The organism is Seonamhaeicola sp. MEBiC01930, from assembly GCF_045277075.1.
GTDB lineage: Bacteria > Bacteroidota > Bacteroidia > Flavobacteriales > Flavobacteriaceae > Seonamhaeicola.
On sequence record NZ_CP104270.1, the window covers coordinates 2,454,862 to 2,480,938 of the forward strand.

The 26,077-nt window shown below is 33.0% G+C and carries 26 protein-coding genes and 1 tRNA gene; 17 read left to right on the plus strand and 10 right to left on the minus strand.

Annotation, left to right across the window (positions count from 1 at the left end; translation table 11 throughout):
* Window positions 1-72: 72 nt before the first annotated feature.
* The 3 genes from folE to N1F78_RS10785 all read right to left on the minus strand — a co-directional run bounded on the left by folE (window position 73) and on the right by N1F78_RS10785 (window position 3,730).
* The gene (gene folE, locus N1F78_RS10775; RefSeq protein ID WP_406683167.1) at window positions 73-750 is read right to left on the minus strand and encodes a GTP cyclohydrolase I FolE; all 678 of its coding nucleotides are present in this window, start codon (window positions 748-750) and stop codon (window positions 73-75) included.
* Window positions 751-930: 180 nt separating this feature from the next.
* Complete coding sequence (locus N1F78_RS10780; RefSeq protein WP_406683168.1) at window positions 931-2,463, minus strand: OmpP1/FadL family transporter; 1,533 nt, start codon at window positions 2,461-2,463, stop codon at window positions 931-933.
* A 34-nt stretch (window positions 2,464-2,497) separates the two neighbouring features.
* Window positions 2,498-3,730, minus strand: coding sequence for a hypothetical protein (locus N1F78_RS10785; protein ID WP_406683169.1), 1,233 nt, complete (start codon window positions 3,728-3,730; stop codon window positions 2,498-2,500).
* A 99-nt stretch (window positions 3,731-3,829) separates the two neighbouring features.
* Here N1F78_RS10785 and proS point away from each other — a divergent pair, with 99 nt between their 5' ends.
* From proS to rpsT, 3 genes are all read left to right on the plus strand, one after another.
* The gene (gene proS / locus N1F78_RS10790; RefSeq protein WP_406683170.1) at window positions 3,830-5,308 is read left to right on the plus strand and encodes a proline--tRNA ligase; all 1,479 of its coding nucleotides are present in this window, start codon (window positions 3,830-3,832) and stop codon (window positions 5,306-5,308) included.
* Window positions 5,309-5,420: 112 nt separating this feature from the next.
* Window positions 5,421-5,492: transfer RNA gene (locus tag N1F78_RS10795), tRNA-Glu, on the plus strand.
* A gap of 26 nt (window positions 5,493-5,518) precedes the next feature.
* On the plus strand, window positions 5,519-5,770 hold the full coding sequence (gene rpsT / locus N1F78_RS10800) for a 30S ribosomal protein S20 (protein ID WP_406683171.1): 252 nt from the start codon (window positions 5,519-5,521) through the stop codon (window positions 5,768-5,770).
* A 182-nt stretch (window positions 5,771-5,952) separates the two neighbouring features.
* Here the strand turns inward: rpsT and rho are convergent, their stop codons facing one another.
* Window positions 5,953-7,608 carry a transcription termination factor Rho gene (gene rho / locus N1F78_RS10805; RefSeq protein WP_406683172.1) on the minus strand — a complete coding sequence of 552 codons (1,656 nt, stop codon included), beginning with the start codon at window positions 7,606-7,608 and terminating at the stop codon, window positions 5,953-5,955.
* 199 nt (window positions 7,609-7,807) lie between these two features.
* Between rho and N1F78_RS10810 the strand changes: the two genes are divergently transcribed.
* A complete protein-coding gene (locus N1F78_RS10810; protein WP_406683173.1) occupies window positions 7,808-8,218 on the plus strand; it encodes a DUF4293 domain-containing protein in 411 nt (136 codons plus the stop codon).
* Between the two features lie 149 nt (window positions 8,219-8,367).
* On the opposite strand, the gene N1F78_RS10815 is transcribed toward N1F78_RS10810, so the two are convergent.
* Both N1F78_RS10815 and N1F78_RS10820 read right to left on the minus strand, forming a co-directional pair.
* The gene (locus tag N1F78_RS10815; RefSeq protein WP_406683174.1) at window positions 8,368-8,796 is read right to left on the minus strand and encodes a peptidylprolyl isomerase; all 429 of its coding nucleotides are present in this window, start codon (window positions 8,794-8,796) and stop codon (window positions 8,368-8,370) included.
* A gap of 92 nt (window positions 8,797-8,888) precedes the next feature.
* Complete coding sequence (locus N1F78_RS10820) at window positions 8,889-9,395, minus strand: metallophosphoesterase family protein (protein WP_406683175.1); 507 nt, start codon at window positions 9,393-9,395, stop codon at window positions 8,889-8,891.
* 193 nt (window positions 9,396-9,588) lie between these two features.
* On the opposite strand from N1F78_RS10820, the gene N1F78_RS10825 reads away from it, so the two are divergent.
* The 3 genes from N1F78_RS10825 to N1F78_RS10835 all read left to right on the plus strand — a co-directional run bounded on the left by N1F78_RS10825 (window position 9,589) and on the right by N1F78_RS10835 (window position 12,999).
* Window positions 9,589-9,975, plus strand: a complete 387-nt coding sequence (locus N1F78_RS10825; protein ID WP_406683176.1) for a hypothetical protein — start codon at window positions 9,589-9,591, stop codon at window positions 9,973-9,975.
* 515 nt (window positions 9,976-10,490) lie between these two features.
* Window positions 10,491-11,240 carry a tRNA pseudouridine(38-40) synthase TruA gene (gene truA / locus N1F78_RS10830; RefSeq protein WP_406683177.1) on the plus strand — a complete coding sequence of 250 codons (750 nt, stop codon included), beginning with the start codon at window positions 10,491-10,493 and terminating at the stop codon, window positions 11,238-11,240.
* A complete protein-coding gene (locus tag N1F78_RS10835) occupies window positions 11,233-12,999 on the plus strand; it encodes an ABC transporter ATP-binding protein (RefSeq protein ID WP_406683178.1) in 1,767 nt (588 codons plus the stop codon). The genes truA and N1F78_RS10835 overlap by 8 nt, the downstream gene beginning before the upstream one ends.
* On the opposite strand, the gene N1F78_RS10840 is transcribed toward N1F78_RS10835, so the two are convergent.
* From N1F78_RS10840 to folP, 4 genes are read right to left on the minus strand one after another with little or no spacing between them, the layout of a single operon-like run.
* Window positions 12,996-13,787 (minus strand): DUF3667 domain-containing protein, encoded by a 792-nt coding sequence (locus N1F78_RS10840; protein ID WP_406683179.1) that lies wholly within the window; start codon window positions 13,785-13,787, stop codon window positions 12,996-12,998. The genes N1F78_RS10835 and N1F78_RS10840 overlap by 4 nt on opposite strands.
* Window positions 13,787-14,563, minus strand: coding sequence for a diadenylate cyclase CdaA (gene cdaA, locus N1F78_RS10845; RefSeq protein ID WP_406683180.1), 777 nt, complete (start codon window positions 14,561-14,563; stop codon window positions 13,787-13,789). Before cdaA ends, N1F78_RS10840 begins: the two co-directional genes overlap by 1 nt.
* A 36-nt stretch (window positions 14,564-14,599) precedes the next feature.
* Window positions 14,600-15,280 (minus strand): hypothetical protein, encoded by a 681-nt coding sequence (locus N1F78_RS10850; RefSeq protein WP_406683181.1) that lies wholly within the window; start codon window positions 15,278-15,280, stop codon window positions 14,600-14,602.
* 6 nt (window positions 15,281-15,286) lie between these two features.
* Window positions 15,287-16,111: a dihydropteroate synthase gene (gene folP / locus N1F78_RS10855; RefSeq protein ID WP_406683182.1), complete on the minus strand. Its 825-nt coding sequence runs from the start codon at window positions 16,109-16,111 to the stop codon at window positions 15,287-15,289.
* A 105-nt stretch (window positions 16,112-16,216) separates the two neighbouring features.
* Here folP and N1F78_RS10860 point away from each other — a divergent pair, with 105 nt between their 5' ends.
* The 10 genes from N1F78_RS10860 (at window position 16,217) to N1F78_RS10905 (ending at window position 26,044) form a co-directional block, all read left to right on the plus strand.
* Window positions 16,217-16,756, plus strand: a complete 540-nt coding sequence (locus N1F78_RS10860) for a DUF1599 domain-containing protein (protein ID WP_406683183.1) — start codon at window positions 16,217-16,219, stop codon at window positions 16,754-16,756.
* A 1-nt stretch (window position 16,757) separates the two neighbouring features.
* Window positions 16,758-18,071 (plus strand): BT_3928 family protein, encoded by a 1,314-nt coding sequence (locus N1F78_RS10865; protein ID WP_406683184.1) that lies wholly within the window; start codon window positions 16,758-16,760, stop codon window positions 18,069-18,071.
* A gap of 6 nt (window positions 18,072-18,077) precedes the next feature.
* Window positions 18,078-19,154, plus strand: a complete 1,077-nt coding sequence (locus N1F78_RS10870; RefSeq protein WP_406683185.1) for an ABC transporter permease — start codon at window positions 18,078-18,080, stop codon at window positions 19,152-19,154.
* A gap of 50 nt (window positions 19,155-19,204) precedes the next feature.
* A complete protein-coding gene (locus N1F78_RS10875) occupies window positions 19,205-19,687 on the plus strand; it encodes a TlpA family protein disulfide reductase (RefSeq protein WP_406683186.1) in 483 nt (160 codons plus the stop codon).
* An 82-nt stretch (window positions 19,688-19,769) separates the two neighbouring features.
* Window positions 19,770-20,519 carry a triose-phosphate isomerase gene (gene tpiA / locus N1F78_RS10880; protein ID WP_406683187.1) on the plus strand — a complete coding sequence of 250 codons (750 nt, stop codon included), beginning with the start codon at window positions 19,770-19,772 and terminating at the stop codon, window positions 20,517-20,519.
* Between the two features lie 306 nt (window positions 20,520-20,825).
* Window positions 20,826-21,608 (plus strand): prolipoprotein diacylglyceryl transferase, encoded by a 783-nt coding sequence (locus N1F78_RS10885; protein ID WP_406683188.1) that lies wholly within the window; start codon window positions 20,826-20,828, stop codon window positions 21,606-21,608.
* Window positions 21,605-22,084 carry a hypothetical protein gene (locus N1F78_RS10890; RefSeq protein ID WP_406683189.1) on the plus strand — a complete coding sequence of 160 codons (480 nt, stop codon included), beginning with the start codon at window positions 21,605-21,607 and terminating at the stop codon, window positions 22,082-22,084. The genes N1F78_RS10885 and N1F78_RS10890 overlap by 4 nt, the downstream gene beginning before the upstream one ends.
* Window positions 22,085-22,109: 25 nt before the next feature.
* Entirely contained in the window at window positions 22,110-22,739 is a 630-nt protein-coding gene (locus tag N1F78_RS10895) for an outer membrane beta-barrel protein (RefSeq protein WP_406683190.1), read from the plus strand.
* Between the two features lie 28 nt (window positions 22,740-22,767).
* Window positions 22,768-24,894 (plus strand): hypothetical protein, encoded by a 2,127-nt coding sequence (locus N1F78_RS10900; protein ID WP_406683191.1) that lies wholly within the window; start codon window positions 22,768-22,770, stop codon window positions 24,892-24,894.
* A 4-nt stretch (window positions 24,895-24,898) separates the two neighbouring features.
* Window positions 24,899-26,044: a LamG-like jellyroll fold domain-containing protein gene (locus N1F78_RS10905; RefSeq protein ID WP_406683192.1), complete on the plus strand. Its 1,146-nt coding sequence runs from the start codon at window positions 24,899-24,901 to the stop codon at window positions 26,042-26,044.
* Window positions 26,045-26,077 lie beyond the last annotated feature (33 nt).

Sequence of the window (26,077 nt, forward strand, 5' to 3'; positions counted from 1 at the left end):
AAATATAGTATCAAAACTAATGCTTTTCTTATAGTTTGGGATATTAATATAGAATCTTTTAGAAATAATTAACTAAAATTGGGTATCTAACTTAATATAGTCTAAAAACTCTCTTCTTGTTGCTCTATCTTTAAATTTACCTCCAAATTCAGATGTAACGGTGCTGCTTTCAATATCTCTAATACCCCTAGAATTTACACAAAGGTGTTTAGCGTCAATAACACAGGCTACGTCTTTGGTGTCTAAAACTTCCTGAAGTTCTTTTACTATTTGTATAGTTAAGCGTTCTTGTACTTGTGGTCTTTTAGCAAAATAATCTACAATTCTATTCATTTTAGATAATCCTACTACAGTACCATTAGAAATATAAGCAACATGAGCTCTACCAACAATAGGTAGCAAGTGGTGCTCACAGGTAGAATAGACCGTTATATTTTTTTCAACAAGCATTTCGCCATACTTGTATTTGTTTTCAAAAGTAGAAGCGTTTGGCTTTTTGTCAGGATCTAATCCTCCAAAAATTTCTTTTACAAACATTTTCGCCACTCGGTTAGGTGTACCCTTTAAGCTATCATCGCTTAAATCTAAACCAAGGGTTTCCATAATATGACGTACATCATCCTTAATGATGTCAATCTTTTCATCATTTGTTAACTTAAAAGCATCACTGCGCATTGGTGTATCTTGCGATGTGCCTATATGCTCATTTCCAAGAGCATCAAAATCTTCAAAATCCTTATCAAATTTCATATTAAAAAATGTTTGATACAAATAATTTGCAAAGATAAGCATTATACTTTTGCAATGCTTTAACTAAATAAATATTTAGTATTTGTGCATTAGTCTCATTAGTATTCTGATAATTACATAAAAAACAAAAGCCTTCATAAAGATTTTATAAAGGCTCTTTTTATTTTTAAAAGCAGCTTATTAAATATTAAAACTTAAAGACAAGGTAATATTTGAAATATTTCTATCTACAGTTGCCTGTGGTGCATTTCCAAAATCTAAATGATAAAATTCATTATTATATGATCTTTCAGATTGATCATAAGTTACATCTAGCCTAGTATTTCCAAAGTTATAGCCTATGCCTAAAGAGTATCCGGTTAAGTCTCCAACAGTAACGCTATCGGTATAAGGGCTTTCTTCAAAACGGTATCCTCCTCTAAAACTAAATTGCTCATGTTTGTATTCGCCACCAAATCTGTACGTAGAAGCTTCAGTAAAAAGGTTGCTTATCGAAGCGTTTAAATCCTGATAATAAGTATCATCTTCTGGTTTAAATTTAGTGCTACCGTAGTCTTTTCTAGAATAATCAAAGCTTATTAAACCTTGTTTACCAAAAACATAAGCTAAACTACCGGTAATTTTTGCGGGAGTTTGTAATTTGTACTGTGGGTAAACATTTATTACCTGCGGATTAATTTCTATTAATCCATTATCTCCATTGGTTGCCAAATATTGTGATGTTTCTTCTTCTATAGTATACCAAGTAGGGGAATCATAAGTTATACCAATTCTTAGTTCTTTGCTCAATTTCATGATACCTCCAACTTGAAATGAAAAACCGTTACCCAGGGTTGATAATGAATTTTCAAATTCTACATAATTGACCGTTGAATCTGTACTATTATTATCTTCATATAGTAGTGTGTTACGCGTGTAATCTATAAAATGAGAGTTTAAATTTAAACCTAAATATAAGTTGTCTTCATATTGAGTTGCTACATTAAAAGATACTTTTCCGTTATATCCTGTTGCGGTATAAGTGTAGTCATGCATAAAAGTTCCAGCTGAAATGTTTGAGGTGTATAATGTGTTTGCATCATTATCAATATCATCTGGTTCTAAAATAAAAGATTCAAAACCTAAAAACGCTTGTTGGTGACCAAACCCATATGCGCTACCTATATCTTGATAAGCATCACCTAAAGACTCGTCTGGTAAAGCAGAAATTTCATCAAGTCTTTTTCCGTCTGCAAAGTCATAGAAGTAACTAGCAACAGAGTTGCTGAAATCTGGATCATTACTGGTGTTAGTTCCAAAAGCAAACCAATTATCTCTATGGTTATTTGTTCTTTCATAGGCTACGGCCAAAGTAAATTTGCGCCATGGAGAATTTGTGTTAGATGCAAACACAAAAGCAGCACCTGCTTGATTTATATCAAAATCAGAATTGTTTGTAGTACCTGTTCCATTAAAATAAGTTGAGTTGTTTTCTGTATCAATTTTTAAACCCGAAAAGGAAGCATGACTTCTGCTAAAAACTGCTGATCCTGCCGGGTTTAAGCTTACGGCACTCATGTCGCCACCTAATGCTCCAAAGGCACCACTTAAGGCTCTAAAACGTGCGGTTCCTTGAATGTGGTCTTGAGAATACCTTAAGGCATCTGTTATGTCTTGTCCGTAAACTAAGGACATAGATAACAAGCCTATGAATAGTAAACTTAACTTTTTCATATAATAGATTTTTTGTTTTTTAATTGTTTAAATATTATCTACGTCTTCCACCACTACTTGAAGATCTTGAGCTTCCTGAAGAACTTCTACTGCTACTTGAAGATCTAGATACTGAGCCACTTGAAGAGCTTGAACTTCTGCTGGTAGTTCCGTAAGAAGAGCTTCTAGAAGAAGATGAAGATCGAGGTGAATAAGATCTTCCTGAAGAGCCACTATTGTAGTTTCTAGAAGGTTGTCTATATACACTACTAGAGCTTCTTCTGGCAGTTGATGACGATGACCTTGCATTAGAATTTGTAGTAGGAGTTCTAGAAGTAGTAGTTGTTCTTGTTTGAGAACTTGTGTAGTTTCTTGTGTTTCCTGTATTGGTACCGCTGGATCTTCTGCTAGTATAATTAGAATTAGTATTAGAGTTTCTGTTTACACTACTAATACGAGATGTATTTGTGTTGTACGCTGTTGCTCTACTTGATGTACTAGTAACGCTACTTCTTCTTGCTGTATTATATTTAGATGTTGTAGCTCTGTTTGTAACACTACTTCTTCTAGATGTACTGTAATTAGAAGTGCCTAAGTTTCTTGAGCTGCCTGAATAACTACTGCCTCGTCTACTAGAGGTATAGGCAATACCTCGGTTATTATAATAGCCGTTGTTGTAAAATCTGTTTCCATAAAAGCCATTATACCCCCATCTATTATAAGCCCAACCTCCGTAATATGAAGGGCACCAGAAAGGATCATTGTAGCCCCAACCCCAAGAGTTCCAGCCCCAATCATTCCAACCCCAAGAGTTCCAGCCATTCCATCTATTCCAACGGTTCCAACGCCAGTCGTTCCAGCCCCAGCCAAATCCAGCATTCCAACCCCAGTTATTCCATCCGTTGTCAATATAGTTTATGGTAACATTATTACTATGCTGACCCCAGCCAGCATACCCTTGATAATCATTAGAGATAGAATCATTTTCTACATAATTTTCAGATTCATAAGAATCAATATCTGTAAAAATAGCTTCGTCCTCTAAAAGGTTATCATATTCCAAAGATTTGTTTCTAAAGTAGTTTTTGTAATAGTCGCTATTAGATTTATTTGGTACGTCAACAACAGTTTGAGTAGGTGTAGTGGTAACCACAACATCGGGTTCGCCATAAATACCATCGTTATCAACACCAACGTATTGATAAGATCCACAGGATACTAAACCAAACATTAAACCTAGTAAGGCAATGAATGACACTTTTCTTTTAGAGTAGTTGTTTAAGTACATATCTATAAGATTTTATTGTTGGACATAACAAAAATAGTTAGTTTTGCTGAACTATTTTTTTATTTAACATAGTCACAATATTTGTGCCAAAACAATTATATGAGTAAAAAACTTACTAGTAGAGCAGAAGATTATTCCAAATGGTATAATGAATTGGTTGTAAAGGCAGACCTAGCGGAGAATTCAGCAGTTAGAGGATGTATGGTAATTAAGCCTTATGGATATGCAATTTGGGAGAAAATGCAAGCAGAATTAGATAGAATGTTTAAAGAAACAGGTCATCAAAATGCGTATTTTCCACTTTTTGTACCTAAAAGTTTGTTTGAAGCTGAAGAGAAAAATGCTGAAGGTTTTGCAAAAGAATGTGCAGTTGTAACACATTATAGGTTGCAAAATGACCCTGATAAACCTGGTAAGTTAAGAGTAGATCCAGAGGCAAGGTTAGAAGAAGAGTTGGTTGTTAGGCCAACTAGTGAAGCTATTATATGGAATACTTATAGAAACTGGATTCAATCATATCGAGATTTACCAATTCTTGTAAATCAATGGGCAAATGTTGTGCGTTGGGAAATGCGTACGCGTTTATTTTTGCGTACTGCTGAGTTTTTATGGCAGGAAGGTCATACGGCTCACGCAACAAAGGCTGAAGCTATTGAGGAAACAAAGCAAATGAATAATGTCTATGCCACTTTTGTTGAGAATTTTATGGCTATTCCAGTAGTGCAAGGAGTGAAAACTGAAAGCGAAAGATTTGCCGGTGCCGAAGATACTTATTGTATTGAGGCTTTAATGCAAGATGGAAAAGCATTGCAGGCTGGTACATCTCACTTTTTAGGGCAGAATTTTGCGAAGGCTTTTGATGTTAAATTTGCTAATAAGGAAGGTAAACAAGATTATGTTTGGGCTACATCTTGGGGTGTTTCTACACGTTTAATGGGGGCCTTAATAATGACGCATAGTGATGATAGTGGGTTGGTATTACCTCCAAACTTAGCACCTTACCAAGTGGTTATTGTTCCTATTTATAGAAATGAAGAGCAATTTGAAGCTATAAGTAAGGTAGCAGATGGAATTATTGATGATCTTAGGGAAAGAAACATATCTGTTAAATTTGATAAGCGAGATACTTTAAGGCCTGGAGCTAAATTTGCACAACATGAATTACAAGGAGTACCTTTAAGAATAGCTATTGGACCAAAGGATTTAGAAGATGGTACAGTAGAAGTGGCAAGAAGAGATACATTTAGTAAGGAAACTGTTATTATTGATAGAATTAATGTAGTTGTTGAAGATTTACTAGAAGATATTCAAGAGAGTTTATTTAAAAAGGCTTTAGATTATAGAGATAGTCATATTACTGAGGTAGAAAATTTTGATGAATTTAAAAACGTTTTAGAAAATAAAGGCGGATTTATTTCTGCACATTGGGATGGGACTAATGAAACAGAAGAAAAGATAAAAGAACTTACTAAGGCTACCATAAGGTGTATTCCTTTAGAAATGAAGGAAGAAACAGGTGTTTGTGTGTATTCAGGAAATCCTTCTAAGGGTAGGGTGTTGTTTGCTAAAGCATATTAATTTAATTTTTTTTAAAAAAAATTAAATTAATATTGCATCATTTAAAAATAGTTGTATTTTTGCATCCGCAATCACGAATTGCATGTTCATTAAATAATGAAATAACAAAAATGGCCCGTTCGTCTATCGGCTAGGACGCCAGGTTTTCATCCTGGTAAGAGGGGTTCGATTCCCCTACGGGCTACAATTTTTTAATAAGAAAAAAACAAAATGGCAAATCATAAGTCAGCGTTAAAAAGAATTAGAAGTAACGAAGCTAAGCGAGTTTTAAACAGATACCAACATAGAACTACGCGTAATGCTATTAAGAAATTACGTGAGTTAACTGATAAGAAGGAGGCAGAGGCTTTATTTTCTCAAGTTGTTTCTATGTTAGATAAATTAGCTAAGAAAAATGTTATTCATGCTAACAAAGCAGCTAACTTAAAATCTGGTTTAGCTAAGCACGTTGCTGCTTTATAAGCTTTAGAATTTAGTTATAAAATATATTAGGAGCCACTCAATTGAGTGGCTTTTTGTTTTTTGAAACTTTATAACTTATATTTAGAATTATAGAAAAAAGCATTTTTAAAATTCTTAGGTAAATTAAAAAAGCCCTAACAATAAATGTTAAGGCTTTTTCTGGTTAGCTTAGTTAGTAAAGGTTATCCATTCATGGATATTAAAAATTCTTCGTTATTTCTTGTTTGTTTAAATCTATCGTTAATAAATTCCATAGCTTCAACTGGGTTCATATCTGCAAGGTATTTACGCATTACCCACATACGTTGAATTGTGTTTTCATCAAGAAGTAAATCATCTCTACGTGTACTAGACGATGTTAAATCAATAGCAGGGAAAATTCTACGATTAGATATTTTTCTATCTAACTGAAGTTCCATATTACCAGTTCCTTTAAATTCTTCAAAAATAACCTCATCCATTTTAGAACCTGTTTCTGTAAGTGCAGTTGCAATAATAGTTAAAGAACCACCATTTTCAATATTTCTTGCAGCACCAAAGAAACGTTTTGGTCTGTGTAAGGCGTTGGCATCAACACCACCACTTAATATTTTACCAGATGCAGGCTGTACAGTATTATATGCTCTGGCTAATCTAGTGATAGAGTCTAAAAGTATTACAACGTCATGCCCACATTCTACTAATCTTTTGGCTTTTTCTAAAACTATATCAGCAATTTTAACATGCTCATGCGCTTCTTTATCAAAAGTAGAAGCAATTACTTCTCCTCTAACATTGCGCTGCATATCTGTAACCTCTTCAGGGCGTTCATCAATAAGTAAAATCATTTGATAAACTTCTGGGTGATTTGCCGCAATTGCGTTAGCCACATCTTTAAGTAACATGGTTTTACCAGTTTTTGGTTGTGATACAATCATACCACGTTGCCCTTTTCCAATAGGAGCAAACAAATCCATAATTCTGGTAGAAATAGTATTTTGTTTATCGGCTAAATTAAATTTCTCTTTAGGAAATAAAGGTGTTAAATGTTCAAAAGAAACACGATCTCTAACAACCTCTGGTTTTTGTCCATTAATTTTAGTGACTTTTATCAACGGGAAATATTTTTCACCTTCTTTTGGTGGTCTAACATTTCCAAGAACTGTGTCTCCTTTTTTAAGTCCGAATAATCTTATTTGAGATTGAGATACATAGATATCATCAGGTGATGATAAATAATTATAGTCTGATGAACGTAAAAACCCGTATCCATCTTGCATGATATCTAAAACACCTTCACTTTCAATAATGGCATCAAATTCAAAATCAGGTTCACGGTAACGGTTTCTATTGTCTTTATTACCAGTATCAACATTTCCCTTTTGGTTTTTATGCTGATTTTTATGTTGATTTTTATGTTGGTGATGTCTCTGTTGATTATTGTTTTGAGCTTTAGGCTTATCTTGTCTTTGTTCAGGTTCAGCCTTTTTTTGTTGTGGAGCGGGCTCTTTCTTTGGTTGTGAAGCTGTTTCTTTCTTTGGTTGAGGAGCTGATTCCTTCTTTGGTTGTGGAGTAGCTTCTTTTGTTTCAGAACTTAATGACGCAGGTTTGTTAGCTTCTTTAGGTGCATTTCCAGAAGGCTTCTGTATGCGTTGTCTAGGTCTTTTTGGTCTAGGTTTCTTTTCTTCAGTTGCAGGTTGAGCTTTAGTAATAGCTTTTGGGTTTGCAGCTTGATAATCTAGGATTTGGTATACTAAATCTAATTTTTTTAAAGAACGGTACTTTGGGATACTTAATTCTTTTGCAATCTCTTGTAATTCTGAGAGCTTCTTTTCTTTTAGTTGAGAAATTTCAAACATGTATGTTTATTGAATATATTTTTTTTGAATATAAATTTTGAGTAATTCTGAGAAAAAAATGATTTTAATCTGGAGAATTTAATCGCTTGTAACAGCGATTGTTGAGAAATATTAATGCAATTATACAACTTTATTTTAAGTTTTAGTACTAATTTCTGCAAGAAACTATTATTTTTGCTGTCCAGTTTTTAAAAATTACATGTTACAAAGAATACAAACTATATATCTTTTAATTGCAGTTGGAGTTTCTGGCGGATTAATATATGTATTTCATTTATGGAGTTTACAGGATGGTACTCAAGTATGGGCAAAAGATATTAATTATGTATTTGCAGCATTTTTAACTTCTGCTTTTTTCTCTGTTGTAACAATTTTTAGATATAAAAATAGGAAGTCTCAGTTTATGTTGGGGCGTCTTAACATAATATTAAACTTTATTTTACTAGGATTTTTTGTATTTCAATCTCTAAACATATCTGGAGAAACTAACGTTTCTGAGAAAGGTATTGGGATGTTCATTCCTATTATTTCTATCGTGTTGTTGGCATTAGCCAATAAGGCCATTAAGAAGGATGAAGATCTTGTAAAATCTGTAGATCGATTACGATAAAACCTAATATCTTAGTAGTATTAGTGCGTAGGCCCAAGGTGAAGATCTTGGGCTTTTTTATTGAAATTCCAATATATAAATTAGTGTAAATAACGCCAAAAAAAAGTCTGGACCTAGTCCAGACTTTTAGTTTTGTATTTTAATGCTACTTATTTTATTTCAATAAGTTCTAAATCAAAAATTAAATCTTGTCCTGCTAAAGGGTGATTAGCATCAACAACAATATAATCTTCCTTTACTTCAGACACACGAAATTGAACCTCATTGCCATCAGGTCCTTTTGAAGCTAATCCCATACCAACTTCAGGAGTCATCTCCGGCGGTAATTGGTCTTTCTTTACCTCATAAAATAACTCTTGTCTAATCTCACCATATGCTTCAGATACAGGAATGTTAACCGTCTTTTTTTCATTAGCTTCCATACCAATAACACCTTTTTCAAAACCAGGAATAAGCATGCCTTGACCTAACTGAAACTCTAATGGTTCTCTTTCTAATGAACTGTCAAAAACCTGACCATTGGTTAGCTTTCCTGTGTAATGTACTTTTACTGTATCATTTTCTTTTACTTGACTCATAAATAATTATGTTTTTTAAAATCGGTGCAAAACTACACATTATCAGGTAAAAACAATCTTTTTACTCAATAAATACATTGTGGAATTTTGACTTATGATTTTGGGTGTCTTAAAGGAAATTCAATTACCTCTAAATTTTCAATTTTTTTACCATCAATAGTAAACCGTAACATGGTGCGTGTTTTATGAAACCCGTGCTTACCTGCTGCACCGGGATTCATGTGAATGAGGTTTAGTTTTTTATCAGGCATTACCTTTAAAATATGAGAATGACCGCAAATAAATAACCTTGGTGGATTTTGTTTTATGGTTTCAGAAACACGGGTATTATATTTTGGTGGGTAACCGCCAATATGCGTTATCCAAACATCAATATCTTCACACATAAAACGGTTATGTTCTGGAAATTCAACCCTTACCATGGCATTGTCAATATTACCATAAACACCCTTTAGTGGTTTTATAGCTTTAATGGCATCAGTAACTTCAAGGTTACCTATATCGCCAGCATGCCAAACCTCATCGGCTTGTTTTACATATTTAAGAATGTCTTTGTCTATATACCCATGGGTGTCAGAGAGTAGGAGTATTTTTGTCACTTGTGCCGAATTAGTTACAGTGTTTCATTACTGACGGTTTCTAAATGTAAATTTATAGATAAATGTTTTTATATGCAGCATCGTTTTTTATTGACATTGTAAAAATTTTCGGCTACCTTCGTTTAACAGTAGATATAAAACATTGAAACGATTTCATATCAATTAGTTGTATGCAAGCTGAAAAAACTGCCGAATGAAAGAATATTTAATTTGGATTTTACTATTAACAACTGCAATTTCATCTGCGCAAGAAAAAATATTTCGGAATTCAGGTAAGACTTTTAAAATTGACAAAAAGTATTTCGTGAATGTAATTATTCTGAGTTCTGACTCGACTTTCATTCAAAAGTATTATGAATTTAGTGACAAAAACGGAATTGATAGTTATGAAAATTCGACACCTGAATTAGAATCAAACGGAACATACTCCAAAAGCGGAAAATATTATCTATTTGACCAAAAAAGTCCGAATGACTTTGTGAATGATTATTATAAGCTGACCGAAAATAAGCTGATTTACTTGTATCGACGAAAAGAAAAATGGAGAAAAGGCGCAAGATTTAAGCTGAAATCGAAATGAAATAAAAATAAAAAAAGCCAGCATACAACAATGGCTATAGTTAATAAGGGTTTTGGTGCTTAACCCAAAGTTTAGAGCTTTTAAATAAGTCCGCCAAATCTTTTGATTTGGCTTTAAAACAAAAAAGATAAAACAAAATAAAAAGTTTTGGCTAAGTGCTAAATCAAAAGTTCACTACTTTTAATTCCCGTACTAACCATAGCCGAGACGTTAAACGAACCTTCTCAAAAAATAACCTCATTAATTAATTCTATAAGTTAGTAAATGGATACGTAAGTGGCTGAACGAATGATTGAGCTCACGGGGGTATGAGGGAGTACATAGTGAAATATTTATATTAATAAGTTCCAAAAATTTAAAATAATAAACAACAATAAAGCTCAACCTGAGTTCTTGAAACTTAATTAAGTATGAAGGTAAAACCCATATTATTTAGTAATTAATTAAGATTTGAACCTTAGTTGGAAAACCAAAACTGTATATCTTTGCTTTTTCAATAAAAGTATTAATATAGTTTGAGATATTTTATAGAGCTATCTTATAATGGAGGAGCGTATCATGGATGGCAAAACCAGCCCACTGCTATTTCTGTTCAAGAAATTATAGAGAAAGCATTGTCTACCCTTTTAAAAGAACCTATTGCTATTGTTGGTGCCGGAAGAACTGATACGGGTGTACATGCTTCACAAATGTTTGCTCATTTTAATACCGAGGTTAGTTTTGATAAAAAACAGCTAACCTATAAATTGAATTCATTTTTACCTAAAGATGTGGCAATTCATAAAATCTTTAAGGTAAAAGATGATGCTCATGCACGTTTTGATGCGTTAAGTAGAACCTATTTATATAGGATGACATTGAAAAAGAATGTGTTTTCATTTAACCAAGCCCTGTACATGAAGCAAGGTTTAGATGTTGATAAAATGAAGGAGGCTACAGAAATTTTATTTCAGTATAAAGATTTTCAATGCTTCTCAAAAAGTAATACCGATGTAAAAACGTATAATTGTACAATTATGAAAGCCGAGTGGTTTTTTAAAGATAATGAGTTGCATTTTGTGGTGAAAGCCGATAGGTTTTTGCGTAATATGGTTAGAGCCATTGTTGGTACAATGATTAATATTGGTTTAGGGAAAATTACTGCAGATGATTTGCATACCATTATAAAATCTAAAAACAGAAGTGAGGCTGGTTATTCAGTTCCGGCACATGCCTTATATTTAACCCATGTTGAATACCCAAATAGTATAAAACTAGATGACTAAAAAGAAAGAAAACATATTTGATTTTGTGCTGTTTAAAAGGCTTTTTCAGCATATAAAACCTTATAAAGTTATTTTTATAAGTTTATGTGTTTTAGTGGTTCTTCTAGCCTTACTTAGTGCTATTACTCCTTATTTAACCCAAGGTGCTATAGATAAAGGTATTGGTGCTAATAAACCAGATGTTTTTTTTAATTACGTACTTGTTATGTTTGGAATATTGGTGTTTCAGACCATGTTTCAACTTACTTTTATTTATTACGCAGCTTGGTTAGGGCAAAATTTGGTAAAAGATGTTCGTGTCAAGTTATTCAATCATTTACTTCAATTTAAAATGAAGTATTATGATAATTCTTCAGTTGGGGTTTTAATTACCAGATCTGTAACAGATATGGAGCGTATTGCAGATATTTTTGGTCAAGGCCTTTTCATGATTTTTAGAGATGTTCTTACCATGTTAGTAGTGTTTGGGTTTATGTTATCTACAAATTGGAGATTGAGCCTTATTGTTTTTATAATGCTGCCTATTTTATTATATGCTACTAGACTTTTTCAAAAATATATGAAAGTTGCTTTTGAAGAAGTAAGAACCGAGGTTTCTAACTTAAATTCTTTTGTTCAAGAGCGTATCACTGGGATGAAAATTCTGCAACTTTTCACACGTGAAAAAATTGAGCATGAAAATTTTAAGGCAATAAATGAACGCCATAAAAAGGGTTGGTTGAAGACGGTTTGGTATAACTCGTTTTTCTTTCCAATTGCAGATTTAGCTTCATCAATCACTGTTGGTTTAGTAGCATGGTATGGAGGTTTAAACGTTATTGAGAATACCGTAACACAAGGGGTGTTAATTGCTTTTATTATGTATATACCTATGCTTTTTAGACCACTAAGACAGATAGCTGATAAGTTTAATACGCTTCAAATGGGTATGGTTGCAGCAAATAGGGTTTTCAAGGTGCTAGATACTACCTCACAAATTGATGATAGGGGAACTATGATTGCAGAACATTTTAAAGGTAATATTAAGTTTGACAAGGTGCATTTTAATTATGTAGAGGATGAGGATGTTTTAAAGGGTATATCATTTAATGTTAATTCCGGAGAAACGGTTGCTATTGTTGGTGCTACAGGTGCTGGCAAGTCTACTATCATTAATTTATTAAATCGATTCTACGAAATTAAAGACGGATCTATTTTGGTTGATGATACAGATATTAGAGAGGTTACTTTATCATCTTTAAGAAAGCAAATTGCAGTAGTATTGCAAGATGTGTTTTTATTTGCTGATACCATTCTGAATAATATTACTTTAAATAATCCAGAGATTACTGAAGATCAAGTGCATAAGGCAGCTAAAGAAATTGGAATTCACGATTTTATTATGAGTCTTCCTAATGGTTATCATTACAATGTTAAAGAGCGCGGTGTAATGCTATCCTCTGGTCAAAGACAGTTAATTTCGTTTTTAAGGGCCTATGTTACTAACCCGAGTATTTTAGTATTAGATGAAGCAACATCTTCTGTTGATTCGTATTCTGAACAATTAATTCAAAATGCTACTGATAAAATAACAAAAGATAGAACGTCTATTGTAATTGCACACCGTTTAGCAACTGTTAAAAAGGCTGATAAAATAATAGTTATGGATGCAGGAAATATTGTTGAGCAAGGTACCCATAATCAATTACTTAAAAAGAAGGAAGGGTATTATAAAAACCTTTATGAGGTTCAGTTTTTACAAGAAGAAGAGGTAGTTTAACCTCCTGAAGCTGCTTTTTTTGCTTCCATCATTTGTTCAAATGTTCCATCGAAATACATTTTTATTGCCATTAGAATACTTGTTATAACAAAGACAACTCCAAGTATTGCAAAAAACAATAGGGTTCTAAGTAATAAATTTGCCAAGTTTATTTTATAGAGACGCTTTAAGCAAAAAGCACAAAAAATTATCATTAACGGTATGAAAATAAAACTTGCAATACCTTGGCTAATTCCAAAAAAAGCAAGAATAGTACCTAGAATGGCAGTGGTAATACTCATTTGACCTTGAAGGTAAAGGAAAATAACCAACAACTCAGTATAATTAAATTTATTAATGCCTATAAATGATAATCTAGCCATTAGGGCATAAACAGGTACATATAACATCATTACCAAGGACATGTACTCCTGTATAAAACTCATATAATCTTTTTGAAATTCTTCTTGACCAGGTGCAACCATGAAAGAGTAGTCAATGGTTTCAGGGAAAAACTTTTTTAAGATAAATAGATATAATCCTGAAATAGTTATGGCTATAGCAAAATAACTAATTACATTCACGTACTTTTTTCGAGTTCCGGTAATGTAAGTTTCAATGACTTCTTCGGGTTTTTTAAAAAGGGTTATAAAGGTTTGAAGAAATTTATTGTCGTAATTCAAAAAGGTCTCACCAAAATGCGATAACAAGTTTTTAATAGTTAGCCTATTTCTAATTACCTTGCCACCACAATTATGGCAGAAATCACTTTCTGCTTTTAGTTCGGTATGGCAATTTTTGCAATTCATTACACCAAATCTTCCTTAATTAAATTAATTAATTGATTAGAATCTTCAAAGGCTATAAATTCACCATCTTTGAAATAAGATATATGACCAGTTTCTTCGCTTACAGCAAGTGCCAAAGCATCAGTTTTCTCAGTAATGCCAATAGCTGCTCTATGCCTTAAGCCAAAACGCTTAGGGATGTTTTTCTCATTGTTAACTGGTAATATTACTCTGGTAGCTTTAACAATATTGTCGCTAACAATTATGGCCCCATCATGAAGCGGGCTATTTTTAAAAAAAATACTTTCAATAATAGGTTGTGTTACTTTTATATTCATTTCATCACCAGATGATAATAAAAAGTCTAAGTTATTATTTCGCTCAAAAACTATTAGCGCCCCTGTTTTAGACATTGACATTTTATTACAAGCAGAAACAACTGCATTGATATCAGTAGTATTAGCAGTTTCAGGTTTAAAACGTTGTAAAAACGTAGCTCTTTTTCCAAAATTAGTAGAACCTACCATAAGCAAGAACTTTCTTATTTCGGGCTGAAATACTACTATTAAGGCGATAATACCCACCTTCATGAACCCGCCAAAAATTCCGGAAAGCAACTCCATGTTCAGAAACTCAGTAAGTTTCCAAGCTCCGTAAATAATAATGATTCCAAGAAAAATATTAATTGCTACCGTACCTTTAACCAATTTGTACATGTAGTAGAGAAGTAGTGCAACTAGAACAACATCTAGATAATCTATAAAACGAAGATTTAAAATGTCTTTAAATATATCCAACAGGAAATAGGTTTTGGTAAATTTAAGAAATTAGAGTTAATAAATGAATTCGTTTTCTGAGATGATCACGTTTTCTATATCTAATCCCAAAAGTTTTGATTTAATAGAAATATAATTTTGAAAATTTAACTTAGAATTAAATTTAAGAATTACCTCACTATAAGTTTTAATCACTGAATTTATATTTTTGAATTCATCAGAGTTTTCTATATCTATGATTCCAATATTCGAAATTTTGTGAGCAAATAAATCAAAAACATGGATTTTACCGTCTTGTTCAATTTGAAGTATTAAAACGGGCTTTTTAGGTAAAATATTTTCAGTAAATTTTGAAAAACTTGATTCGGAATATACCACATCCGTAAACTCCATAAACCCTAAATTATTTATACTGGTGTCATGACAAGTAAAATAGTTTTTAGCGTTTTCGTTTTTATGACCTGCATTCGCCTTTTTGTCTTGTAAATATTTGATGTGTGGAATGGCTTGTTTTAAAGTGAGTCGTTTATCAACGTTTACCAACCAATTGGTTGTACTAATTAAATTTTTTCGGTTTAACGCAACACTATCAGGTTGGGTTTCAACATAAAACAAATAGGCAGCAGAAACATCTTCAATTTCTGTGATTTCTGAATGGCTTATTTCGGGTAATTCAACTACTTTCTTGTTACAAGAAAAAATTACAACCAGAGTAATTAATAAAGTGATTTTTTTCATAATAATTTAACGACTTAGCATCTTAACCAATTTTACACATTCTATAGCTTCTTTTACATCATGAACTCGTAAAATAGAAGCGCCTTTTTGCAATGCTATGGTGTTTAAAGCCGAAGTGCCATTTAAAGCATTTTTAGGTGTGGTTTCTAATAATTTATAAATCATTGATTTTCTAGAAATTCCAACTAGTATAGGTTTGTCAATCATATTAAACAATTGAAGATTGTTTAAAAGTTTGTAATTCTGTTCTAAGGTTTTTGCAAAACCAAAACCAGGATCAACAATTACATCCTTAATACCAAGAGATTTAGCCGCTGTAATACGTTCTGAAAAATAAAAAAGGATGTCATTGACTATATTCTTATAATCAGTTAGTTGTTGCATGTTTTGTGGGTTTCCACGCATATGCATCATAATGTAAGGTACTTGCAAATCTGCTACAGTTTGTAACATGTTTTCATATTGTTTTCCACCAGAAATATCGTTAATTAATGCGGCCCCGGTTTCAATACATTGTTTGGCTACTTCTGCTCTGAAGGTATCAACAGAAATTAAAGTCTCAGGAAAGTTTTTAATAATTAAATTTATAATAGGCACAATTCTTTTTAATTCATCACCTTCACTAACAAAATTAGCTCCTGGACGAGAACTATAAGCTCCAACATCAATGAAAGTTGCGCCTTCATTTAGCATACACCCAACCTGTTCTAAAATATCTTTTTCATCATTAAACTTTCCGCCGTCATAAAAAGAGTCGGGTGTAATATTCAAAATACCCATCACTTTTGGCGATGATAAATCAATGAGTTTTCCTTTGCAATTAATGGTCATTTATACCGTTTTGTAAGGTGTTTGTATATGGTTTAAAACTTTAAACCAGAAACCTTGAAGATTAAACAATTTTATGCGAAATTTACGCAAAATACAATTTAATACATGCAAAATACTTCAAAACAATACAATGCCGTAATTGATACCTGTAAAAATTTATTTAAAAAGAAAATGACGGATTATGGCAGCGCATGGAGAATATTACGTTTGCCTTCTCTTACAGACCAAATATTTATAAAGGCACAACGTATTAGAGGCTTACAAGAGAATGATGTTCAAAAGGTAGATGAAGGGCAAGAGAGTGAGTTTATTGGTATTATAAATTATTGTATAATGGCATTAATTCAAATTGAAAAAGGTATAGCAGAACAACCAGATTTATCAACAGGTGAAGCCGTTGAATTGTACGAACAGCATATTAGTATTACTAAAAAATTAATGGAAGATAAAAACCATGATTATGGTGAAGCATGGCGAGATATGAGGGTGAGTAGTTTAACAGATTTGATTTTGCAAAAGTTACTTCGTGTTAAGCAAATAGAAGATAATGCGGGCAAGACTTTGGTAAGTGAGGGTATTGATGCTAATTATCAGGATATGATAAATTATGCAGTTTTTGCAATGATTCATCTAAACGAACAATAATATGAGGGCGGTTGTAAGTTTATCTAGAATATTTGTTGGGGTATTATTTATAATCTCAGGCTTTATAAAACTAAATGACCCACTTGGCTTTTCATATAAGCTGCAAGAGTATTTTGGTGCTGATGTTTTAAATATACCGTTTTTAGACCCTTACGCTTTGGGGATTTCCATTTTTGTAGTAGTCTTTGAAGTGGTTTTAGGGGTGTTTCTATTAATTGGGTATAAACCTAAGTTTACTGTTTGGAGTTTGTTGCTCATGATAGTGTTCTTCACCTTTTTAACCTTTTATTCAGCGTATTTTGATAAGGTAAAAGATTGTGGTTGTTTTGGAGATGCTTTAAAGTTAACACCTTGGGAGAGTTTCACAAAAGATGTTATTTTATTATTCTTTATTTTAATTCTGTTAGCCGGATTAAAATATATAAAACCAGTTTTTGGTAAATTACCAACTACCGTATTGGCCTTATTAGGTTTTATAATTAGTTTATGGTTTGGGTATCATGTATTATTGCATTTACCAGCAATAGATTTTAGGGGTTATGCTATTGGTAAAAATATCACTGAAGGCATGTCAATTCCTGAAGATGCACCTAAACCAGTCATAGAGTATTCCTGGAAATTTAATGTTAATGGTGAGGAGAAAATAATTAAAACTAATGGTTCTTACCCTTCTGTTGAAGGCGATTTTATTGGTGTTGAAACTAAGGAGATTGAAAAAGGTTATGAACCACCTATTTATGATTTTTCTATTGAAAGCAATGAAGAAGATTTAACAGCACATTTTTTGAATGTAGATAATCTTATAGTTATAGTATCCTATAGTTTAGAAAAGATTGAAAGAGATGGTGCTGAAAAACTAAAATCCTTATCTAAACTAGCCATTGAAAAGGGATATGAAGTTATTGGGTTAACGGCTTCAGGTGAAGAAACCAAACAAAAGATAAATGAAACTTATGGTTTGAGTTTTGATTGGTATTTATGCGATGAAAAAGCACTTAAGACTATTGTACGCGCTAACCCAGGTATTTTAGAATTAGACAAAGGTACTGTGATGCAAAAAGTGCATTGGAATGATATAGATAATTTAGAGTTACCTAAAGTTGAAAAGAAACCTAATTCAAATCTAAAAAAGGAAGATTTAATCTTGTATTTGATTAATGATAGTACATCTTCAAAAGAGGAATTGGATGCCATAGATACATCCAAGATTGAGAGTATTAATGTAATAAAAGACTCTGTGAAATTAAAAGAGATAAATACTTTAAATAATACATTTTACACTGGAATAATTGATATTAAGTTAAAGGAGGAATAAGAATTATTGATTAGCTATTTACTAAATAAAATCTCTTACGCATTACTCACATTATTTGGAGTAATCACGGTTATTTTCTTTTTATTTAACATCCTTCCAGGAGACCCTGCTCAAATGATGTTAGGGCAAAATGAGGATACCGAACAATTGGCTTTGGTAAAGCAGAAATACGGATTTGATAAACCCATTTCAACACAATATTTATATTATTTAAATGATTTATCACCTTTATCATTTCATTCTAATTCTGAATTAGACTATACTTCTTTAGATAGTGGAAAGTATTCTGCAACTAAACTATTCACTATTGGAGAAGTCACAACGGTTTTAAAGTTTCCTTATTTAAGAGAATCTTTTACTAAACAAGGGAAACGGGTAACTCAAGTCTTAGGAGAAACCTTGCCTAATACTTTTGTGCTCGCTATTTCAGCAATACTGATTGCCATGTTTTTAGGAGTTATTTTAGGCATTGTGTCTGCTTTGTACAAAGATACTTGGTTAGATAAACTTATTCAGGTAGTAAGTACATTGGGAATGAGTATACCATCATTTTTTAGTGCTATTTTGTTCGCTTGGTTATTTGGTTTTGTATTGCATAAATACACCAATTTAGAAATGACCGGAAGCCTGTATGAGTTAGATGATTTTGGTGAAGCCATGCACATTAAGTGGAAGAATTTAATACTGCCAGCTATTGTATTAGGTATACGTCCGTTAGCGGTGGTTATCCAACTAATGCGCAATTCGTTGTTAGAAGTATTCAATCAAGATTATATTAGAACAGCCCGGGCAAAAGGGTTGAGCGAGGTTCAAATCATAAAAAAACATGCAATTAAAAATGCTATGAACCCAGTTGTTACGGCTATTTCTGGTTGGTTTGCCTCAATGTTAGCAGGTGCTGTATTTGTGGAGTATATTTTTGGTTGGAATGGATTAGGTAAAGAAATTGTAAATTCTTTAAATACGCTAGATTTGCCTGTAATTATGGGTGCCGTATTGGTTATAGCAACTATGTTTGTAATGATTAATATTTTTGTCGACTTAATTTATGCTTGGTTAGACCCAAAAGTCAAACTTAATTAGTTTTTCCACTATGGAAATCAAAATATTAAAATGATAAAATGAATAGCAAAATGAACTACCTAATAATATTATTAATTAGCTTTTTTAGTTGTAATATAGAAAAGCCAACACAGTTTAATGAGAAAGCCCTTAATGATACTTTTATTACTTTGGAAGGAGAAGAGGTTTCATTTCAATCCATTCTAGATAAGTATAAAGGTAAGACTATTGTAATTGATGTTTGGGCATCTTGGTGTGGTGACTGTTTGCGTGGTATGCCTAAGGTGAAAGAATTGCAAGCCAATAATAAAGACGTTGTATATCTGTTTTTATCATTAGATAGAGGGTTAGACCCTTGGAAAAAAGGTATTGAAAAATATAATGTTGAAGGCGAACATTATTTTATGAAATCTGGATGGAAAGGAGCCTTTGGAAAGTTTATAAAATTAGACTGGATTCCTAGATATATGGTTGTAAATGAAGCCAGCGAAATCGTTGTATTTAAAGTTATTGAAGCTAATGACAAAAAACTTATTGCAGCTCTAAAAAAATAAGTACTTTAGCATTCCAGAGAAAAAAAAGTAATTAAATTAAATAAAATAAACCCTTCTTTTTAGGAAGGTTAGGACTGGAATTATGAGAAAAAATATCGTAGCCGGAAACTGGAAAATGAATAACGATTTATCGCAAACCGAAGCGTTATTGGCAGATTTAACACAACAAGTAAAAACCTCTAATGCTGAGGTAATGGTAGCACCAACATATCCAAATTTATATCAAGCTTTTAATGTATTAAAAGGAGCAGATATTGAGGTTGTTGCACAAAACATGCACTTTGCAGAAAACGGGGCTTATACAGGAGAGGTAAGTGCAAGTATGTTAAACAGTGTGGGTGTTGAAACTGTTATATTGGGACATAGTGAACGTAGAGAATATTTCAATGAAACGGATGAGTTGTTAGCTAAAAAGGTAGATGCTGCTTTAGCAAATGAAATGCGTGTTATTTTTTGTTTTGGTGAAGAATTAGCTGATAGAAAATCAGGTAATGAAGAAACTGTTGTTGAAAGTCAAATAAAAAATGCCCTATTTCATTTAGAGGCTTCGGCTTTTAAAAATATCATATTAGCATATGAGCCAGTATGGGCTATTGGTACTGGTGAAACAGCGTCACCAGAACAAGCACAAGATATGCATGCCTTTATAAGAAAGACATTAGCTGATACTTATGGTGTAGAGGTAGCAGATTCTGTATCTATTCTTTACGGAGGTAGTGTGAAGCCGGCAAATGCTCAAGAGATTTTCTCTAAGCCAGATGTAGATGGTGGATTAATTGGAGGTGCAGCACTTAATGCCGAAGATTTCTTTGCTATAGTAAACGCATTTTAATTAAATAATATTTTTGGCGTTACCCCGCTAAAGGTAGGGTCGCGCTTTACACTATATCTTTATTTCATTCCTCTAGAAAGGATGTCGCTGCAATCGCTAACGCGGGTGTACCTTTAAAGAATAGTAATAAAACCAAACGTCTAAGCCTGTTAACTATTTTAAGTTAGCAGGTTTTTTTATATCCCAAAATCAACTAATTATTAAACTAAGGGTATTCCCTGATTTTTTGCTTTTGGTTGAATGCCCTGAGGTTTTTATTGAAGACTGAAACTAACTTGCAATTGCAAATAATAATGGCAATTAAGTATGTTTCCAGAACTTTTTAACATAGACTTTAATGGGTTTTTAGGTATAGAAACTATAACCATCTCTACATATGCTGTTTGTATTGTTTTAGGTGCGCTAATAGCAACAAAATATGCTAAAATAACAGCTAAAAAAGAGTTAGGTGTTAGTTTGTCTAACAACTTGGTGTATTTAATTTTTATAGCTGGGTATGCTGGAGGGAAAGTATTTTTATACTTAGAAAAGCCTTTGTTTTATTTAAACAATCCTGATGAAATTTTAAATACTTTTTCTGGCGGTTTTGTTTTTTATGGTTCTTTCCTCTTTATTGTACCAACTATATTTTGGTATTTAAAGAAGTATCAATTACCAGTACTTCCTTTATTAGATGTAGCTGCCGTATCTGTTGTGATAGTACAAGTATTAGGAAGGTTAGGATGCTTTTTTGCAGGGTGTTGTTACGGAGAACCAACTAATCACTTTTTTGGAGTTTCTTTCCCCGCAACACCTAGTTTAGCTGTACATCCTACTCAACTTTATGAATCTTCAATTTTACTTCTGTTTTTAATATTCCTATTCCTTTTCAAAAATTATAAGCACTTTAACGGTCAACTGTTCTTGATCTATATAAGTTTTTATGGAGTAAGTAGAATTATAATAGAGATTTTTAGAGGAGATGTAAGAGGGCAGTTTGTAGAAGGTGTTTTGTCTCATTCCCAAGGTATAGCGATAGTTTTAATCATACTCTCAGCAATTGCATATTATAAAAAAAAGAAAACCATTAACTCAAAATTAATATTATGAAAAATTTAATTTCAAAATTTATTTTACCAACATTATTTGGCGCTTTGGCCATAACTATTATTGGGTCAAGCTGTTCTATATCACCTGCTGTAGACGAAAGAGATAAAACAGCTCCTGTTATAGAAGTTCTTTCACCAAACGAAGGTGCAATATTTTATACCAAAACCAGTTTAGGAGGGGCTTCTCCACTTTCCTTGATTTTAGAGGCAAAAGCTACCGATGAATTTAAAATAATTAGAGCTACTGCTACAGTATATGATAGTGATAATAAGCAATATGGTGATACATATGAAGAGTTGTCAGCAACACAAAATATCCCTGTTGAAGTTTATACTTCTTTGGCAGTAGATTTAGTTGGTGATTACAAGATTGTATTCGAGTTTGAAGACATAAACGGTAATATTGGTACTGAAACAAGAAATGTTACTAGTTACGAGGCTTTTGATGACGAGGGGGAAGAAGCTGCTAAAAAATAAATAATTAATCCAAAATAATAAAACCATGAAAAATCTTAAACCAATTATAATACTAATGCTTTTTGTAACATCATTAGCTTTTTCACAAAAATTAAAAGTAACAGGAGGAGTAAATATAATGAATATTGATTATGCCGTAAGTGCACCAAATACTGAAACACCCACAGATGAACAACCCACAGATACAGATTTGCCTACAAAATTCACCAATTCTAAATCTACCAGTTTATATAATACTACAACGGTTTCCGCAATAGATTTTAGTGAAACATCTAATGAAACAGGGTTTTATTTGGGGTTAGCATTAGCCGATATTAATTTGTCAGATAAACTTGAGTTGCAACCAGAAGTTAGGTTTGTTGCTGTAAAAGATTTTAATCAAATTCAAATACCGGTTTTAGTTGCATATAATATTTCAGATAAATTTAGTGCACAAGTAGGTCCAAGTTTAGGGTTTTTATTAGATGCGGGAGATACTGTAAAGTCAACCAATTTGGCAATAGATTTTGGGTTGTCTTATGATATTTCAGGAGACTTTTCTATAGCAGCAAGGTATGATTGGGGACAAACCAATTTATTAGAAGGCGGCGATAGCGATAACTATTTAAAAATAAATAACATTCAAATTGGTATCGCGTATCAGTTTGGTAACTAAAAAGGTTTCAATTTCAATTTAATTAACTATGAAAAATCTTCTCATATTATGTCTGTTAGTTTCCACAATTGGGTTTAGTCAACAAGGAATTAACTACAAAGCAATAATTCAAGATGGTGATCAAATAGTAGCTAATACACCAATAGTTTTATACTTCACCGTAAAAGAAAATGGAACGACCGATGTTTATAAAGAAACGCGTGTTATAACCACTAATGCAAATGGAATGGTGGTAACAAACATTGGAGAAGGAACACCCACTTTAGGGAGTTTTGACACTATAGATTGGACTAAAGAACAATATTTGAATGTTGGTGTAAATATAGGTAGTGGTTTGGTGGATTTGGGAACCACCGCTTTCCAAAATGTACCATATGCACTTTACGCTAAAACTTCTGGAGATAAAGTTTTCTCAACGGTAAATAATGTAACAAGTAATTCCAATGGTGATATAGATAATGATAATTTCGTTTTTGGAGCCACACAATTAGATGGAAGTTCAGTGTCCAGAATGTTTTTCAACAAGAATAAAGGGGCTTTTAGAGCTGGACATGTAAACGGAAGTACATTTTTTACAGATGTTTGGGATGACACTAATGTTGGTACTTATTCTTTTGCCACAGGTTTAAATACTAAAGCAAGCGGGTATGCTTCGACCGCTTTAGGTTCGCATTCAAGTGCAACAGGTTGGGAATCTACAGCTTTGGGAAATGGTTCTGCTTCAGGGGATTTTTCTGCAGCAATAGGTTATGGTGCAAGAGCTATTGAAGATTTTGCTATAGCATTAGGGTATAATGCCGAGGCGAATGGTGAGAGGTCTGTTGCTATTGGTTTTTCTACAGCGGAATCCTTTTTGGAAACATCTTTAGGAATTAATAATACAGAAGTTTCTGGTTCTCCAGATACATTTGTTGCTACAGACCGCTTATTTGTTATAGGTAACGGTACTAGTAATAGCCATAAAAGTGATGCGCTTGTGATGTTGAAGAATGGAAACACAGAACTTAATGGTACTTTTACTATTGATCCTTCAAATAATGAAACAGGTTATACACTCCCTACCACAAAAGGAACATCAGGTCAGGTCCTTACCGTAGGATCAGACAACTCAGAAACGAGTTGGTCATTTGTTTCAGGTTCAGGGCATTTAGAGAGAATAACAGAAGGTGGCAATACAGGATATCGTTTATTGGGAGCACATCCAGAAGATTATGGGCCTATAGGTAACAATGCTATCGATTTTAGTAATGATTTTGATTCTAGAAATGATTCTAATGGCGCTACAGGTGATGATGCAGTAGCATTCGGAGTAAGTACTTTGGCTTCTGGTGTAAATGCTACAGCGTTTGGCTATGCCACTTGGGCAACGGGAGATTATAGTACAGTGTTTGGCTATGAAAGCGAAGCCACAGGTGATGAGTCCACTGCTTTTGGGCAGAATACCTTAGCATCAGGATATGCTTCTTTTTCAACAGGAAACCAAACAGAAGCTATTGGAGATTATTCATCAACTTTTGGTCAATTTTCTAAGACAGAAGGAGATGGAGCAGTAGCATTTGGTTATGAAACTGAAGCGAAAGGGTTTAAGTCAGCAGCATTTGGAGAAGGTACTGTTGCATCAGGAGACATATCTTCAACTTTTGGAGTTGGAACAATAGCAGAATCTTATGGGCAAACCTCTGTAGGATTATATAATACAGAGGTAACTGCAAATAGGGTCAAGGAAATTGATGAGGACGATAGGCTTTTTGTAATAGGTAATGGTACAGGAAATTCTAATAGGAGTGATGCTTTGGTAATGTTGAAAAATGGAGATACAAAAATAAATGGAGCATTAGAAGTTGAAGAAATTCAAGCTGCAGATTCTGGCGATGCGGATATGAAGGCTTACATTTACGGTTTGGTCTCCTCTGCAGGTACTAAATCCGTTGCCTCATCAGGAGGGTTTACAGTTCAAAAAATAGCCATTGGTACTTATAGGCTTAATTTTATCAACCCCCCTTCAAGCAGTTCTTCTTACATAGCGGTGGCGTCTTTAACCAATATTGGTTTTATTAGAACAGTAAGAAGCCAGAATTATCTAACTGTAAGTACATACAATACTTCAGGTATATTGTCAGACCAAGAATTCAGCTTTGTTGTCTATAAAAAATAAGGTGATGAAAAATTTAGTTTTTGTTTTAGTGATTACGGTTTGTCATCTGTCATTTTCACAAGTAAATATAAAAATATCTAGTTTAGATAGTGGAGGAGGGAGCTTTAATTCCGGTGGACTATCTGTGGTTTCTACAGTTGGAGAAGTGGCGATTAATGACTATACTGTTAACTTGCTTAGTATATCTGAAGGTTTTATTGGTAAGAGTCTGTTTTCTCAGAATTCAAATTGTATCGAGCCTCCTAGTAATTTAGTAGGTTGGTGGAAAGCAGAAGACAATGCCGATGACTCCGCTAGTAATAACCATGGAGCAGCACTAGGTGGAACTTCGTATTCTTCTGGAGTAGTTAATAATGCTTTTTTATTTGATGGGGTAGATGATGCGGTTGTGGTACCACATAGTAATGTATTAGATATTACAGGCGATATTACTGTGGAGATTTGGGTATTGCAAACAGTGTTTAATCTAGAAAATATTATAGTCTGTAAAGGTGCACTTGGAAAGCCAACCGTTTTTTCTATGCGTCTTTCTGGAGCTACATTAAACTGTGCTTTTCAAGACACCACTGGAACCAATGTTGAATTAACTGGACCATCATTTGAGGATTGGCAATGGCATCATTATGTTTATGTGCGTCAAGGTAATCAACATGCTATTTATGCTGATGGTTTCAATTTTGGTTGGGAGCCATTTACTAACCCTCCCGCAAGTAGTGCTGGATTGCCATTAACCATTGGTGCACAATATGATAACCAAAACGATAACTATGTGAATTTTTTTGGTGGACAAATAGACGAGGTATCAGTTTATAATCGAGCATTATCTGAAATTGAAATCCAAGATATTTATAATACAGGTTCTGATGGAAAATGCAGCTTAACTTTAAGTAATGAAGAGGTCTTTATTTCAGAAAATGAGTTGATACTATATCCTAATCCAGTTTCAGATGTGTTAACACTAAAGTTAAATAATGAGAGCGATAATGGCATTTTCGAATTATATGATTCATTAGGTAAGCTAGTAAAAGTTAATAACTTAAGTTCTTATAAGACTGAAATAAATGTTAGTGCTCTTAAAAGCGGGCTTTATTTCTACCATATCAAAGATCAAAATTTGGTATTAAAATCTGGTAAATTGGTTAAGCGCTAGTAGTAGATAATTTACTATTTTTAAATACATAAA

What these genes read in the sequence shown, in the direction of transcription:
- folE (WP_406683167.1), bottom strand. Translation starts at nt 750, where the DNA reads ATGAAATTTGATAAGGATTTTGAAGATTTTGATGCTCTTGGAAATGAG.
- N1F78_RS10780 (WP_406683168.1), bottom strand. Translation starts at nt 2,463, where the DNA reads ATGAAAAAGTTAAGTTTACTATTCATAGGCTTGTTATCTATGTCCTTA.
- N1F78_RS10785 (WP_406683169.1), bottom strand. Translation starts at nt 3,730, where the DNA reads ATGTACTTAAACAACTACTCTAAAAGAAAAGTGTCATTCATTGCCTTA.
- proS (WP_406683170.1), top strand. Translation starts at nt 3,830, where the DNA reads ATGAGTAAAAAACTTACTAGTAGAGCAGAAGATTATTCCAAATGGTAT.
- rpsT (WP_406683171.1), top strand. Translation starts at nt 5,519, where the DNA reads ATGGCAAATCATAAGTCAGCGTTAAAAAGAATTAGAAGTAACGAAGCT.
- rho (WP_406683172.1), bottom strand. Translation starts at nt 7,608, where the DNA reads ATGTTTGAAATTTCTCAACTAAAAGAAAAGAAGCTCTCAGAATTACAA.
- N1F78_RS10810 (WP_406683173.1), top strand. Translation starts at nt 7,808, where the DNA reads ATGTTACAAAGAATACAAACTATATATCTTTTAATTGCAGTTGGAGTT.
- N1F78_RS10815 (WP_406683174.1), bottom strand. Translation starts at nt 8,796, where the DNA reads ATGAGTCAAGTAAAAGAAAATGATACAGTAAAAGTACATTACACAGGA.
- N1F78_RS10825 (WP_406683176.1), top strand. Translation starts at nt 9,589, where the DNA reads ATGAAAGAATATTTAATTTGGATTTTACTATTAACAACTGCAATTTCA.
- N1F78_RS10835 (WP_406683178.1), top strand. Translation starts at nt 11,233, where the DNA reads ATGACTAAAAAGAAAGAAAACATATTTGATTTTGTGCTGTTTAAAAGG.
- N1F78_RS10840 (WP_406683179.1), bottom strand. Translation starts at nt 13,787, where the DNA reads ATGAATTGCAAAAATTGCCATACCGAACTAAAAGCAGAAAGTGATTTC.
- N1F78_RS10850 (WP_406683181.1), bottom strand. Translation starts at nt 15,280, where the DNA reads ATGAAAAAAATCACTTTATTAATTACTCTGGTTGTAATTTTTTCTTGT.
- folP (WP_406683182.1), bottom strand. Translation starts at nt 16,111, where the DNA reads ATGACCATTAATTGCAAAGGAAAACTCATTGATTTATCATCGCCAAAA.
- N1F78_RS10860 (WP_406683183.1), top strand. Translation starts at nt 16,217, where the DNA reads ATGCAAAATACTTCAAAACAATACAATGCCGTAATTGATACCTGTAAA.
- N1F78_RS10865 (WP_406683184.1), top strand. Translation starts at nt 16,758, where the DNA reads ATGAGGGCGGTTGTAAGTTTATCTAGAATATTTGTTGGGGTATTATTT.
- N1F78_RS10875 (WP_406683186.1), top strand. Translation starts at nt 19,205, where the DNA reads ATGAACTACCTAATAATATTATTAATTAGCTTTTTTAGTTGTAATATA.
- tpiA (WP_406683187.1), top strand. Translation starts at nt 19,770, where the DNA reads ATGAGAAAAAATATCGTAGCCGGAAACTGGAAAATGAATAACGATTTA.
- N1F78_RS10885 (WP_406683188.1), top strand. Translation starts at nt 20,826, where the DNA reads ATGTTTCCAGAACTTTTTAACATAGACTTTAATGGGTTTTTAGGTATA.
- N1F78_RS10890 (WP_406683189.1), top strand. Translation starts at nt 21,605, where the DNA reads ATGAAAAATTTAATTTCAAAATTTATTTTACCAACATTATTTGGCGCT.
- N1F78_RS10895 (WP_406683190.1), top strand. Translation starts at nt 22,110, where the DNA reads ATGAAAAATCTTAAACCAATTATAATACTAATGCTTTTTGTAACATCA.
- N1F78_RS10900 (WP_406683191.1), top strand. Translation starts at nt 22,768, where the DNA reads ATGAAAAATCTTCTCATATTATGTCTGTTAGTTTCCACAATTGGGTTT.
- N1F78_RS10905 (WP_406683192.1), top strand. Translation starts at nt 24,899, where the DNA reads ATGAAAAATTTAGTTTTTGTTTTAGTGATTACGGTTTGTCATCTGTCA.